General features: G+C 57.6%; 12 protein-coding genes and 1 pseudogene. All 13 read left to right on the forward strand.

What is annotated here, in order from left to right; translation table 11 throughout:
• Positions 1 to 26 precede the first annotated feature (26 nt).
• Positions 27 to 233, forward strand: a pseudogene (locus ACRARG_RS19465) (transposase domain-containing protein); the annotation flags it as partial.
• A gap of 123 nt (positions 234 to 356) precedes the next feature.
• Positions 357 to 1,568, forward strand: a complete 1,212-nt coding sequence (locus tag ACRARG_RS19470) for a CaiB/BaiF CoA transferase family protein (RefSeq protein WP_035367056.1) — start codon at positions 357 to 359, stop codon at positions 1,566 to 1,568.
• Positions 1,565 to 2,731: an acyl-CoA dehydrogenase family protein gene (locus tag ACRARG_RS19475; protein ID WP_028095202.1), complete on the forward strand. Its 1,167-nt coding sequence runs from the start codon at positions 1,565 to 1,567 to the stop codon at positions 2,729 to 2,731. Before ACRARG_RS19470 ends, ACRARG_RS19475 begins: the two co-directional genes overlap by 4 nt.
• A 105-nt stretch (positions 2,732 to 2,836) precedes the next feature.
• Complete coding sequence (locus ACRARG_RS19480; protein WP_028095203.1) at positions 2,837 to 3,691, forward strand: SDR family oxidoreductase; 855 nt, start codon at positions 2,837 to 2,839, stop codon at positions 3,689 to 3,691.
• 37 nt (positions 3,692 to 3,728) lie between these two features.
• On the forward strand, positions 3,729 to 4,535 hold the full coding sequence (locus ACRARG_RS19485) for an ABC transporter ATP-binding protein (protein WP_258095910.1): 807 nt from the start codon (positions 3,729 to 3,731) through the stop codon (positions 4,533 to 4,535).
• Entirely contained in the window at positions 4,528 to 6,447 is a 1,920-nt protein-coding gene (locus ACRARG_RS19490; protein WP_088652431.1) for an AMP-dependent synthetase/ligase, read from the forward strand. The genes ACRARG_RS19485 and ACRARG_RS19490 overlap by 8 nt, the downstream gene beginning before the upstream one ends.
• Positions 6,448 to 7,335, forward strand: coding sequence for a branched-chain amino acid ABC transporter permease (locus ACRARG_RS19495; protein WP_100931416.1), 888 nt, complete (start codon positions 6,448 to 6,450; stop codon positions 7,333 to 7,335).
• Positions 7,336 to 7,338: 3 nt separating this feature from the next.
• Positions 7,339 to 8,412, forward strand: coding sequence for a branched-chain amino acid ABC transporter permease (locus ACRARG_RS19500; protein ID WP_100931415.1), 1,074 nt, complete (start codon positions 7,339 to 7,341; stop codon positions 8,410 to 8,412).
• A 10-nt stretch (positions 8,413 to 8,422) separates the two neighbouring features.
• Positions 8,423 to 9,232, forward strand: coding sequence for an ABC transporter ATP-binding protein (locus tag ACRARG_RS19505; protein WP_100931425.1), 810 nt, complete (start codon positions 8,423 to 8,425; stop codon positions 9,230 to 9,232).
• Positions 9,233 to 9,265: 33 nt separating this feature from the next.
• Positions 9,266 to 10,504: an ABC transporter substrate-binding protein gene (locus ACRARG_RS19510; protein ID WP_338054574.1), complete on the forward strand. Its 1,239-nt coding sequence runs from the start codon at positions 9,266 to 9,268 to the stop codon at positions 10,502 to 10,504.
• Between the two features lie 97 nt (positions 10,505 to 10,601).
• On the forward strand, positions 10,602 to 11,852 hold the full coding sequence (locus ACRARG_RS19515; RefSeq protein ID WP_088652428.1) for an ABC transporter substrate-binding protein: 1,251 nt from the start codon (positions 10,602 to 10,604) through the stop codon (positions 11,850 to 11,852).
• A gap of 93 nt (positions 11,853 to 11,945) precedes the next feature.
• Entirely contained in the window at positions 11,946 to 12,707 is a 762-nt protein-coding gene (locus ACRARG_RS19520; RefSeq protein ID WP_233152301.1) for an enoyl-CoA hydratase/isomerase family protein, read from the forward strand.
• Positions 12,708 to 12,718: 11 nt separating this feature from the next.
• The gene (locus tag ACRARG_RS19525; RefSeq protein WP_028095212.1) at positions 12,719 to 13,501 is read left to right on the forward strand and encodes an enoyl-CoA hydratase/isomerase family protein; all 783 of its coding nucleotides are present in this window, start codon (positions 12,719 to 12,721) and stop codon (positions 13,499 to 13,501) included.
• The last annotated feature ends 4 nt before the right edge of the window (positions 13,502 to 13,505 follow it).

Consider the following 13,505-nt stretch of genomic DNA (forward strand, 5'->3'; position numbering starts at 1 on the left):
CCAGTTTTCGGGGATCACATCACCTGATCAGCATCGGGCGAAAGAACTGGCTTTTCGCACACTCCGACAGCGGTGGCGAAACGCTGTCCCGGGCGATGTCCCTTGTCGAGACAGCCAAGATGAACGGCCACGATCCGCAAGCCTGGCTGGCCGAAATCCTCGACCGCATCCACAATCACATGACCAACCCGCTCAACGAACCGCTTCCATGGAACTGGACGCCAATGAACTGATCCATGGTAACAACCGGGCGGCTACGTTTTCGGGGAGGTGATTACCTTTGAATCTTGAGGTCAGACTTCGCCTTTGCTAGCAATCGAACAACCATTAGAAAATTAGCAGAGTCGAAAGTGCAGATGTCTAGACCCCTTGATCAACTGAAGATTATAGAACTTGGTCACGTAATTGCCGGACCACTTGCGGCAGCTTTACTCTCGGATTTTGGTGCAGATGTCATCAAGATCGAAGCCCCCAACCGGACGGATATGATGCGCGACCTTGGACCCAAGGCAGAGGATGGGGTGGGCGTCTGGTGGAAGACTTTGGGCCGCAACAAGAAAACACTAGGCCTGGACTGGAAGTCCGACGAGGGCCGGGACATCCTGCGCAGGTTGGTTGAAGATGCCGACGTGCTGATCGAAAATTTCCGTCCGGGTGTGCTAGAACGTGCTGGTGTTGGGCCAGACGTCCTGCACGATTGGAACCCGGACTTGGTTGTCTTGCGGGTTTCAGGTTACGGACAGGACGGTCCGATGCGCGACGTGCCAGCGTTTGGACGTGCTGCGGAGGCCATGAGTGGTTTAGCACATCTGACCGGTTTTCCCGACGGGCCGCCGATGCACCCCGGGTTTCCGGCAGCCGACAGCACGACAGGGCTGATGGGCGCTTTGGGAGTCATGATCGCGCTATTTGCTCGCGAAAAGGGCATTGCACGCGGTCAGGTCGTCGATCTTGCGGTGTTCGAGGCGTTGCTTCGGTTGATGGACTATCCTGTTCCCGCATTGACGGGCGCGAAGCTCTCGCCGCGGCGCAATGGGCTGCGCCAGCCGATGGACTTTGCTCCGGGGGGGATGTTCCGAACGTCCGATGGGGTGTGGCTGACCGTTTCCGCAGGAAGCGCGGAAACCGCGCAACGACTGTTGCGGGCAGTCGGCGGGGACGCCCTTGCCGATGATCCGCGGTTTGCGACACTTGGCGAGATGTCGCAGCACATGGCGGTGGTCTTCGATGCGATCAATGATTTTGTCATGCAGCACACAGCTAAGGAAGTGGAGGCGGTATTCGCCCGCCATGATGCCGTTGCCTCGCGTGTGTTGAGTGTCGAGGAAATCACGACGAACGAGCAGATAAGCCATCGCGGGGATATCGTGTCGGTCGCTGGCGAACAGACTCAGGTCATTGGCCCGGTCCCTCATCTCAGCGCGACGCCCGGTCAGCTTCGTTGGCTGGGACGACCGCCTGGCGCAGACAGCCAAAGCATTCTGCGTGATCTTGGTTTTAACGATGAGCGGATCACGGCCCTATGTGAGGCTGGGCTCGTAAGATTGGAAGGAGGGCGCGCGCTATGACATTTCGATTGACCGCCGACCAACAAGAGATTCGCGACCAGATTCTGCGGATTTGCGGAAGGTTCGACGACGACTATTGGCTGGATCGGGATCGCAACGGTGGTTTTCCCCATGAACTGCACAGGGCAATGGCCGATGGCGGCTGGCTAGGTATCGCCATGCCAGAAGCTGTCGGCGGCGCGGGTCTGGGGATCACCGAGGCGACCATAATGATGCAGGCAATCGCCGAGTCGGGGGCCGGCGCGAGCGGAGCCTCGGCCATCCACATGAACATTTTCGGGCTCAACCCGGTGGTGAAGTTCGGGACCGATGAGCAGCGCGCGCGTATGCTTGGCCCTCTGATCGCGGGTGACGAAAAGGCGTGTTTCGCCGTGACCGAACCGACGACGGGGCTGGATACCACAAAGCTGAAGACCATGGCGGTGCGGCAGGGGGACAGATATGTCGTGCACGGACAAAAAGTCTGGATTTCTACCGCGCAGGTGGCCCACAAGATGCTGCTTCTGGCCAGGACAACGCGGCTTGAAGATGTGAGCAGCCCGACCGAAGGGCTGAGCCTGTTCTATACAGATCTCGACCGAAATTTCGTTGACGTGCGAGAGATCGAAAAGATGGGTCGAAAAGCTGTCGATTCGAATGAAGTTTTCATCGATGGGTTGCCGATTCCGGCTGAGGACCTGATCGGGGAGGAAGGCAAAGGCTTTAGACAAATTTTGCACGGGTTGAATCCCGAACGCGTCCTGGTGGCCGGCGAATGTATCGGTATTGCGCGCAACGCACTGGCGCGCGCGGCGCATTATGCAAACGAACGTGTGATTTTTGACCGCCCAATCGGCCAAAATCAGGGTGTTCAGCATCCGCTCGCCAAAGCCTGGGCGCGGGTGGAATCTGCCAATCTCATGGTGATGCACGCTGCAGCCCTCTACGATGCGGGAGAATCCTGCGGCGTCGAGGCGAACGCTGCCAAGCTTTTGGCCGCCGACGCCGCGGTCGAGGCGACCGAAGCCGCGCAAATTACATTTGGCGGATTCGGATACGCCAAGGAATATCACGTGGAGCGACTGGTACGGGAGGCTCTGCTGTTCCGCATCGTACCGGTGACACCGCAGATGCTTTTGTCGTTCATAGCAGAAAAAGCCCTTGGGCTTCCAAAGTCTTACTGATCGGAGATGACGGGCGGGGCTGGTGGGAAAAGGTGTCTTGACCATTTTTCTAACACTCGTTAGATTACTGGCAACTGCCCCTAATGGGGAATGGGAGGAGGCGTCATGAATAAGACGCAGTTTGGGTCTTCGAGGGAGGACCTATCAAAACGTGCAACCGTTTACGCAAGCGGTTTATTCACCGGCAAAATCGTTGTGGTGACCGGCGCTGGAGGCGGATTGGGGCTGGCAATTGCGACCCTGTTCGCAAGGCTCGGGGCCAATCTGGCGATCAATGGACGCAACGAAGAGAAACTGGCTTTGGCCAAGGAGTTCCTTGAAAGTTTCGGGGGCGAAGTTTTCGCTGTGCCTATGACCATCCGGGAGCCTGAGCAGGTCGAGGATTTTGTCGCCAAGACGAACCAGGAGTTCGGGGCGATTGACGTTTTGGTGAACAATGCTGGGGGTCAGTTTCCGCAAGCTGCGTTGGAGTTCAGTCCAAAGGGCTGGAATGCGGTCATAGACACCAACCTCAACGGCACCTGGTGGATGATGCAATCCGCGGCGCGCCACTGGGTTGCCAACAAGCAACCAGGCTCCATCGTCAACATCGTGGCCGATATCTGGCGCGGCATGCCCGGCATCGCGCATACCTGTGCGGCCCGGGCAGGGGTAGTTTACCTGTCCAAGTCGGTTGCGGTGGAGTGGGCCCCGCACGATATCCGAGTGAACTGCGTCGCGCCGGGTTGCTGCGAAAGCAACGGTTTCGGGAACTACCCTCCGGAGGGTTCTGCGACATTTCAGGACTCCAACCCGATGCGGCACGCCGGGGACGAATGGGATGTCGCTGAAGGGGTTGTCTATATGGCGGCCAATTCAGGGAAATTCGTAACCGGTGAAGTTCTGAACATCGACGGTGGGCAGCAATTGTGGGGGGATCCATGGCCAACGGGGCGGCCGGACTACTTCCGGATTACCTGATGTTGGCCGTGAACCTTAGGGGGACAATGAGATCTAGATGACGACAAAGATTAAAACAGCAATCGGAGCCGATGATGGGGCGATACTGGAGTGCAGCGGGATCGAGCGACGGTTCGGCGGCATCGTCGCTGTCACCGGTGTTGACCTCGTTATTCGACAAGGGGAAATCTTTGGACTTGTCGGTCCGAATGGCAGCGGCAAGACAACGCTAACAAACGCAATTACCGGATTTTACCCGCCAAACGAGGGCAGGGTCCGGCTGGCAGGAAACGACATTACGGGTACGGCGCCTCACAAGGTTGCCAAGCTCGGCGTTGCAAGAACGTTCCAAAATCTTGCTCTGTTCAACGGGATGAGCGTTCTGGACAACATCCTGCTCGGGCGGCACATCCACATGAGCCCAGGCGTTTTGCGTACGGCGCTATATTGGTTGGCAGCACAGCGTGAAGAAATCGAGAACCGTAAAATCGTCGAGGAGGTGATCGAGTTTCTACAGCTCGAGAGCATTCGGCATGAGTTGGTCGATGGTCTTCCGATCGGGTTGAAAAAGCGGGTCGAGCTGGCGCGGGCATTGGTGGCCGAGCCACAGATGCTGATTCTCGATGAACCGATGGCCGGCATGAACCAGGAAGAGAAAGGGTATATGTCCCGTTTCATTCTGGATGCCCGTGCCGAACGCGGCGTCAGCGTTCTGCTGATCGAACATCATATGGATGTCATCACCGGCATTTGTGATCGGATGCTGGCCCTGAATTATGGTGAAATGATCGCCAGTGGCATCCCCAAGGAGGTTGTGAAGGACCCGCGGGTCATCGAGGCATATATCGGAGGGTCGCATGACTGATTTGACGAAGAAACAGTCTTCGGGCAGCGACACGATCGGCGCAATTCTGGCGCGGAACGCCTCGAAACACGGTTCGGAAATCGCGCTTCGCGAAAAAGAGCGTGGGATCTGGAAGGAAACCACATGGGCGGAATACGCCGAAGAGGTGCTGGCCTGCGCGGCCGGGCTTGAGAAAATCGGCGTAACACCGGGCAAGGCGGTGCTTATCCTGGGCGACAACCGGGCGCGGCTGTATGGCGGAATGCTGGCTATTTCGTTGCTGGGTGCCTATGCAATGCCTGCCTATCCCGGCGCGACGCTCGAAGAACTCCGGCACTTTCTTGGCGAAGTCGAAATCGTCGCGGCCATCGCCGAAGATCAGGAACAGGTTGACAAGATCCTGGAGCTGAAGGACGCGGGCGCCGAGGGGATCGACCACATCATTTATGACGAAGCGCGGGGCCTTGGTTTCTATGAGGTCGAAGGGCTGATGTCCTGGGATCACCTGATCGAAGTCGGTCAGCACGATCTGAATGAAGCCCCCGGCCTGCGCGAAGAGCTTTACGGTCGTGCAAAACCCGAAGATCCGGCCATCTTCATGCATTCGTCAGGGACCACGGGCGAGCCGAAAGGTATCGTTCTAAGTCAGAAAAATGTTCTTGCTGCCGCTAAGAACGGGCATGCAGCGGGCGCATTCGACGAAAACGAGGAAATCCTGGCCTATCTGCCGATGGCCTGGGTGGGCGATTTTGCCATTACCGTCGCGGCGGCCCTGCTTTGGCGGTTCACCGTGAACGTGCCGGAACGTCAGGAAACGGTTGTGCGCGACATGCGCGAAATCGCTCCGACATTCTATCTGGCGGCGCCAAGAAGCTGGGACCAGATGCTGACGACGATCCAGGTCGGTATCGAGAATTCGACCCCGGTCAAGAAATGGTTGTACCATTTCTTCATGGATCGGGCCATCGCAGCTGAAATGAACAAGCTGAATGGCAAAAGCGGCGGTGTACTTGAGCCATTGGGCCGGCTTCTGGGCGAGGTGATGGTTTTCGGACCGATCAAGGACCAGTTCGGGATGAGCCGCCTAAAGAATGCGTTCACCGGCGGTGAAGCGATCGGGGAAGACACCTTTGTGTTCTACCGCGCCCTGGGGATCAAGTTGCGTCAGCTCTACGGCCAGACCGAGAACAGCGCGATCAACGCGATTCAGGCTCCGGGCGAGGTCCGTCTTCATACGGTTGGCAAACCGGCGCCTGGCGTCGAGGTCAGCATTGCCGAAGACGGTGAGATCCTGGTGCGCTCGGACAGCGTGTTCGAAGGGTATTTCAACAAACCCGAAGCGACCGCCGAAGCGCTTGAGGGCGGGTGGCTGCATACCGGCGATGCCGGCTATCTGGAAGACGACGGACACCTGGTTGTTCTGGGCCGTGTCTCCGAGGTCATGCACACCGCCGACGGTGAACGTTACGTTCCAAACTACATCGAGAACCGGTTGAAATTCAGCCCGTATATCAAGGATGCGGCCGTGATTGGCGCCGGGCTGAAGGAACTGACGGCGATGGTCTGCGTGGATTTCGAGGCCGTGGGGCACTGGGCCGAAGTGAACGGCGTACCTTACGTGTCATATGCCGATCTTTCTCAGCGTGAAGAGGTCGCGACGTTGCTTCGCGAGGCGTTCCAACGGGTCAACAAGGCCGTCACCGAGCCATTGCGCCTGCAACGCTTTGTCAGTCTGCCGAAAGAATTCGACCCGGACGATGGTGAAATCACACGGACACGAAAACTGCGGAGGAAGGTCGTTCAGGAACGCTATGCCGACGTGATCGCGGCGCTCTACGACGGTTCAAAAGAGGTCCATGTAAGCGCGCAGGTGACTTACGAGACCGGGGAAGTAGGGAAGGTCGAAAGAAGCCTTCCCATCAGGGAGGTATAAATGGACTGGGTCTTTCTATCAGAGCTTGCGATCAACGGAGCCTTGACGGGTCTGCTGTATTCGCTATTCGCCATCGGCCTTGTGCTGATTTACAAGGCATCTTCGGTGCCCAATCTGGCGCAGGGCGGGTTGACCATGGTCGGGGCCTATGTGGTCTTGGCGCTGGCGCGCGATGTGGGTTTACCCTTGTGGCTGGCCATCCCTCTGGCTGCGGTTGTCATGTTCGGCCTTGGGTTCGGCATTGAGCGTGTTGCTCTGCGCCGTCTCGCAGGTCGGCCGGTCGTCATGATCTTGATGCTGACACTCGGCCTCGACATTTTCCTGCGGGGTACAACGCTTGCGATTTGGGGCGGGACGTCACGTTCGATGGAGTTGGGCGTCAGCTATGATCCACTGTTTTTGGGCGACATCTTCATCAGCCGCATCCATCTGGTTGGTGCCGGTGTTGCGCTCGCCTTGTTTGTCGCATTCATGCTGTTTTTCCGAACCCGGACCGGGATCAAGTTGCGGGCGATCGCGGATGATTACATGGCTTCGTGGTCGGTAGGTATCTCGGTTGAGCGCGGCGTTGGGTTGTCCTGGGCATTGGCATCCGTTGTTGCCGTCGCCGCTGGCGTCATCTGGGGTGAGATTCAGGGTGTCGATCAGGCGCTGTCGCTGTTGCTTCTCAAAGGACTGACGGTTGCCGTTCTCGGTGGTCTCGACAGTATCCTTGGCGCCGTAATCGCAGGCATCATCCTAGGTGTCGTCGAAAACATTGGCGCTGATTTCCTCGATCCGCTTGTCGGAGGCGGAAGCCGTGAGCTTATCGTCGCTGCCGTGCTCATTCTCACGGTCATGATCCGTCCGCACGGACTATTCGGTCGTCACGACATCGAAAGGGTGTAAGGGATGTTTTACAGACTTTCCGGCGTCCATCACGCCGACTACGTTTCGGACAGCCGTATCTTCAAGGTGCCTGCCGACAGAAATCTGACAGCATTCATCTTTCTGATCGGTCTTGCCGCGCCGTTCATCATTCCGTCGCTTTACCTGAACAGCTACTTGCTTCCCTGGCTGATCTGGACGGCCGCCGCTTTGGGGCTGAACCTGGTGACAGGTTGGGCGGGGCAGCTTCACCTGGGCTATGCCGCGGTCATGGCTGTCGGCGCCTATTCGGCGATCCATGCCGCGCGTTTCGGGGTGCCGTGGGAATTCGCCCTGATCATCGGCGGGTTGACGTCATCCGTGATCGGCAGCCTGTTTGCTTTTGCCGCTTTGCGGGTCAAGGGACTGTATCTCGCCCTTACCACTCTTGCGATGCAATTCGTGATGGACTGGGTTCTGACCCACTCTCCGGCGATCTCGGGGGGCTCACACGCGTCGCTCCAGTCACCGACATTGGCGCTGCTCGGGCAAGAGATTACCACTGATACTGGCTTCTACTATGTCGCCTTCGGCTGGTGTGTGTTGGTGACGATCTTCATGCTTAATCTCAAGCGTACTGGACTCGGTCGCGCCTTGGTCGCTGTCCGGGAAAAAGACTTTGCGGCCGCGATCCTGGGTGTGAACAGTTTCTACTACAAAATCCTCGCATTCGCGACTTCTTCGTTCATCGCAGGCGTCAGCGGTGCGTTGCTTGTTGCCACCTTTTTCTTTCTCGCCGCACCCGAGCAATTCTCGGTTGCCGTTTCGATCCAGGTTCTTGCGATGGTGATTGTTGGCGGCCTTGGCAGCATTATCGGTTCCTATTTCGGTGTTGCCCTGATCCTTCTTGTTCCGGGTATCGTGAATGGTCTCGTCGTCACGCTGAGTGACGGGCTTGGCATGCAGATCGATGTTGAAACACTCGCTCACATCCCGAACGCAGTCTATGGCGCACTGATCGTCATTATCCTTCTGATCGAACCACTCGGTTTGGGAAAACTCTACGGCAACATCAGAGACTATCTGATGGTTTGGCCCTTCGATCAGTTCAAGAAATAGGGGAATGCCGATGCAAGAAAAAGTTGAAGCCCAGAACATTCTATCCATGAACAGCGTCGAAGTACTGTACGACAATGTAATACTGGCGATCAAAGGTGTTTCGGTCCAAGTCCCAAAGGGCGAGATGATCGCACTCTTGGGATCGAACGGAGCTGGAAAAAGTACCACGTTGAAAGCGATCAGCGGTCTTTTGAAGGCCGAGCGCGGACGCATCAGCCGAGGTGAGATAACGTTCCAGGGAACGGACATTACCGAAGCGCCCGCGCAAAAACGCGTCGAGATGGGCATCTGTCATGTCATCGAAGGGCGGCGGGTCTTTGAACATCTGACCCCCGACGAGAACCTGACCGCCGCCGCGCCGCGCGGAATGTCCCGATCGACGCTGAATGCGGAAAAGGACAAGATTTACGCCTATTTTCCACGGCTTGCCGAACGCAAAAATTCCCAAGCAGGCTATTTGTCGGGTGGTGAGCAACAGATGCTTGCCATTGGGCGGGCCCTCGTGACCCAGCCGAAGCTTTTGATGCTTGATGAACCAAGCCTCGGGCTTGCTCCGTTCCTGGTCGAGGAAATCTTCGGCATCCTGCAAAAGATCAATAAGGATGAGGGCCTGTCCGTCCTGCTGGTGGAACAGAACGCCCTGGCAGCTCTGGAGATCGTTTCGCAAGGGTATCTTATCGAAAACGGCCGCGTCGTTATGCACGGCACGGCCGAGGCGCTCAAATCCAACTCCGACATTCAGGAGTTCTATCTAGGCGGCGGAGAGACCGATTTTCACAACGTCAAGCACTACAGCCGACGCAAACGTTGGCTGAGCTAACGTACTATTCGAAAACTGTTCAGGGAGGAAAAAATGAAGAGACTTACCAAAGCGCTGGCAGTATTTTCAATGGTTGGCGGGGCGCTGTTCGGCACCCAGGCGCTGGCCGAGCCATTCAAGATCGGCATCTGCTACGATCTCAGCAAGGCCTATACCTTTGCCACGCCGCAGGTTTCGCAGGCCGCGATGGACCTTGCCAAGCTCATCAACATGAAGGGCGGCATCGGTGGGGAACCGGTCGAAGTCATCGTGCGTGACCACGGGAACGAACCGCAGCGCGGAATCGAGTGCTACTCGAAACTCAGCCGCGAGGGCGTCTTTGTTTTCGATACCCTGTCCACTCCGGTCTCTCTGGCTATCCTGCCGCGGGCCATGGAAGACGGGCGTATCCTGATGCAGTCGCTTGTCGGCCGAGGCGATGCCGTCGACGGCACCGTTTTCGAATGGGTCTATCCGATCGGACCGACCTATTGGGGACAGGCGGCCAATGATGTTGCCTACATAAAGCAATTGCATGATGGCGACTTGTCGGACGTGAAGGTGGGGTTTGTGTATTTCGATTATCCTTTCGGACAGGAGCCGATCGAGATTCTCAAAACCTTGTCCGAAAAAGAGGGTTTCAAGCTTGAGCTTTACCCTGTGCCACTGCCTGGCAGTGACCAGGCCGGTGTGTGGTCCAAGGTGCGCCGGGACAACCCAGATCATGTGATTGTCTGGATGCTTGGCGGTGCGCATGTGGTTGCGTCGAAGGAAATGCAGCGCAATCGCATCCCGATGGACAAATACATTTCCGTCAACTGGCTGAACGAAGTCGATATCGCCAATATTGGCGACGAGGCCGCCAAGGGTATCAAGCGCGGTACCAATGTTGTGGGCGGTCAGGACGTCGCGCTGTATCAGGAGATCATGACCGAGCTCTACGACAAGGGCGAGGGTTCGGGCCCGATTGAGAAGACCCAGGACGTTTTCTACAACACCGGTCTGGCCATGTATTCAATCATGTTCGAAGCCGCGCGCAAGGCGGCAGAACTCGAAGGCCTTCCGATTACCGCAAAGTCCTACAAAGCGGGACTGGAGTCGCTTGAGGGATTCGACGCGAACGGGCTGATGGCCCCCATTACGGTGACGGCCGAAGATCATGGCGGCGGTGGCAAGACCCGGATCGAGATGTGGGACGGGGAGACTTGGGTGCCGCAAACCGACTGGATCTCTGAGTACACGGACGTCGTGTGGGACGTGGTGAAAGAAAGCTCGTCACAATACGAGCAGTGAAAGACTGGTAGCAGGAAGGGCGACGCTACGCGGGGCGGCAGCGGCGTTTACGAAACGGTATCACCGCCCCAAACCAAACCAACGGGAGAGAGAAAACATGAAAGTCAAACAGCACATTAAGGCAGTAGTCCTTGCTACTGCGCTGGCAGCAAGCGCGACTGTGGCCGCAGCGCAGGACAAGGAGCCGATCCGCTTCGGACTCTGCTTCGACCTTAGCAAATCCTACACTTTCATTTCGCCGCAGGTGGCTCAGGCCGCCCAGGATCTGGCGATGTACACCAACGAAAATGGCGGTATCGAAGGGCATCCGGTAGAAATCATCGTTCGCGATCACGGCAACGAACCGCAGCGCGGTGTGGAATGCTATGAGCAGCTCAAGCGCGAAGGTGTGTTCCTATTCAATTTTCTGTCCACGCCGGTCACGAACGCGGTTCTGCCGCGTGCCATGAAGGACGGCAACGTTCTGATGCAGTCCTTCGTTGGCCGTGGCGATGCAGTTGACGGGGAAGTGTTCGAATGGGTTTTCCCGGTCGGTCCGACGTACTGGCAGCAGGCGGCAAATAACGTTGCCTTCATCAAGGGCCAGATGGGCGGTGACCTGAGCAAGGCGAAGATCGGGTTCATCTATCTGGATTATCCCTTCGGTCAGGAACCAATCGAGATCCTGAAAACGCTTTCCGAGAAGGAAGGGTTCGAACTGGAGCTTTATCCCGTGCCGCTTCCCGGTTCGGATCAGGCCGGTGCCTGGAGCAATATCCGCCGTGATAAGCCAGATTACGTGATCAGCTGGCTTCTGGCTGGCGGGCATGTGGTTGCCTCGAAGGAAATGCGCCGCAACCGGTTCCCGATCGACCGTTACCTGTCGGTCAACTGGCTCAACGAGGTCGATATCGCCAACATTGGCGCACAAGAGGCAAAAGGCATTTTGCGCGGAACCAACGTGGCCGGTGGCCAGGAAGTTCCGATCGTCAAGACGATGCTGGAAACCTACTATGCCAATGGCAAGGGCAGCGGACCCGAGAATCTGGTGCGAGACGTGTACTATAACATGGGTATGGCGATTTATTCGGTCGGTTTTGAAGCCGCGCGTATCGCGATTGCCGAAAACGGTTGGCCGATCACACCGGAAAGCATGAAGAATGCCTATGAATCGATCGAGAACTTCGATGGAAACGGCACCATGGCCCCGGTTACAGTGACCGACAAAGATCATGGTGGTGGTGGCAAGACTCGGGTCGAGCAGTGGAATGGCGAAACCTGGGTTCCGCAGACCGACTGGAGCGCCGACTATCTCGACGTTGTGTGGGATGTCATCAAGCACAGCTCCGCGACTTTCAAAGTCGAGTAGGACACAGCTTCCCCGCGGTAAACATATCGCGGGGAAGCTTTACGCACCCAAGTTGTTCAGAGAAACGAAGCAGGTATCATGAGTCCCATTAACGTGAAGATTGAAGATGGCATTGCGACCGTCTGTATCAACCGGCCAGAACGCAAGAACGCGCTTTCTGTGGCGGCGACGAACGGGCTGACCGACGCCTGGGAGAAGATCGAGGCGGACGACAGCGTTCGCGTGGCCATTCTGACGTCGGCCGATTGCGGCGTTTTCAGCGCCGGATTGGATCTGAAGGAAGCTACACAAATCGCACGCGACGAGGGCGTCGATATTCTGACCAAGATGCGCGACCCGTTTCACGAGACCATGCGCGCCTGCAAAAAACCGATCATCGCGGCGATGACGGGGTCGCTGATGGCGGGCGGAATGATGCTGACGCTGAATTGCGATCTGAGGGTCGGTCTCAAGGGAACCAAGGTCGGCATTACCGAAGTAAAGATCGGTCGTGGATCGCCTTGGGCATCGCCAGCATTGTCCATGCTGCCGCAGCCCATCCTTATGGAAATTGTTCTGACCGGCGATTTGATGCCGATCGAGCGCCTGCACGAATACGGGTTCACCAACTATATCGAAGACACTCCCGATGCTGTCCGCGCACGGGCCTTCGACCTTGCCAAACGCATTGCCAGCGCGGCCCCGCTTTCGGTGATTGCGGCCAAAGGCGGCGTTCGCGCGACCATGGACCTGGGCTGTGCGGGTGGCCTGAAAGAGGGCAAGCGCCTGCACGAGGTGGTTTACGCCAGCAACGACGCGATTGAAGGCCCAAAGGCCTTTGCTGAAAAGCGAGCACCCGTCTGGACCGGGACCTGATGGAGACTTGAATGACTGAGCTTATTCGCCTGGACAGGGAAGGCCCTGTCGGAATCCTGCGTTTTCTTCAGCCGACAAAACGCAACCCTTACAGCATCGGGTTCGTCGAAGAACTGGTGGCGCTCCTGCGCGAAGCCGAACGGGACGCTACGATCCGTGCCGTTGTCATGACCGGCGGCGATCATTTCAGCAGCGGCGGCGATCTTGTCGGGTTTCAGTCCGAGATCGCCAAAGGCGCGCGGGCGACGTCGGAAATGGTGGACCTGGTTCACGATGGCGGACGCGCGGCCTATCTGTTTCGCAAACCTCTGATTTCTGCGGTATGCGGCGTGGCTTTTGGCGCGGGCCTCAGCCTGGCCTTGTCGGCGGACATTGTCGTTGCCGCCGAAGATGCCCGGCTGTGCGAAGTATTTGCACGCGTCGGCGGTTGTCCCGACACGGGATCAAGCTGGCTGCTTCAGCAGCGCGCCGGTGCGGGCGTGGCCCGGATGCTTGTGCTCACGGGCCGTGAAATCGACGGGCGCACCGCTAGGGACCTGCGCGTTGTCGAAGAATGTGTGCCGGCCAACCAGGTCGAAGTACGGGCGTTGGAAATTGCCCGCGAGATTGCAACGCACCCGATGTTTGGCGTTCAGACCGCCAAGCGTGTGATGCGCGCCGCAGCCGAGTGCAGCTATCTCGAGGCGCTGGATATCGAGCGCGATGCCCAAAGCGTTTTGCTGTGCGCGCATGACTTTCCCGAAGCGATGAAAGCGTTTTCGGAAAAAAGAACTCCAGAATTCAAAGACCGTTAGCTCG

It is taken from the genome of Pseudooceanicola profundi, assembly GCF_050897955.1.
Lineage (GTDB): Bacteria > Pseudomonadota > Alphaproteobacteria > Rhodobacterales > Rhodobacteraceae > Pseudooceanicola.

Bases quoted from the DNA above. Each gene is read 5' to 3' on its own strand.
- ACRARG_RS19510 (WP_338054574.1), top strand. From the start codon at position 9,266: ATGAAGAGACTTACCAAAGCGCTGGCAGTATTTTCAATGGTTGGCGGG.
- ACRARG_RS19500 (WP_100931415.1), top strand. From the start codon at position 7,339: ATGTTTTACAGACTTTCCGGCGTCCATCACGCCGACTACGTTTCGGAC.
- ACRARG_RS19485 (WP_258095910.1), top strand. From the start codon at position 3,729: ATGACGACAAAGATTAAAACAGCAATCGGAGCCGATGATGGGGCGATA.
- ACRARG_RS19525 (WP_028095212.1), top strand. From the start codon at position 12,719: ATGACTGAGCTTATTCGCCTGGACAGGGAAGGCCCTGTCGGAATCCTG.
- ACRARG_RS19490 (WP_088652431.1), top strand. From the start codon at position 4,528: ATGACTGATTTGACGAAGAAACAGTCTTCGGGCAGCGACACGATCGGC.
- ACRARG_RS19480 (WP_028095203.1), top strand. From the start codon at position 2,837: ATGAATAAGACGCAGTTTGGGTCTTCGAGGGAGGACCTATCAAAACGT.
- ACRARG_RS19515 (WP_088652428.1), top strand. From the start codon at position 10,602: ATGAAAGTCAAACAGCACATTAAGGCAGTAGTCCTTGCTACTGCGCTG.
- ACRARG_RS19470 (WP_035367056.1), top strand. From the start codon at position 357: ATGTCTAGACCCCTTGATCAACTGAAGATTATAGAACTTGGTCACGTA.
- ACRARG_RS19495 (WP_100931416.1), top strand. From the start codon at position 6,448: ATGGACTGGGTCTTTCTATCAGAGCTTGCGATCAACGGAGCCTTGACG.
- ACRARG_RS19505 (WP_100931425.1), top strand. From the start codon at position 8,423: ATGCAAGAAAAAGTTGAAGCCCAGAACATTCTATCCATGAACAGCGTC.
- ACRARG_RS19475 (WP_028095202.1), top strand. From the start codon at position 1,565: ATGACATTTCGATTGACCGCCGACCAACAAGAGATTCGCGACCAGATT.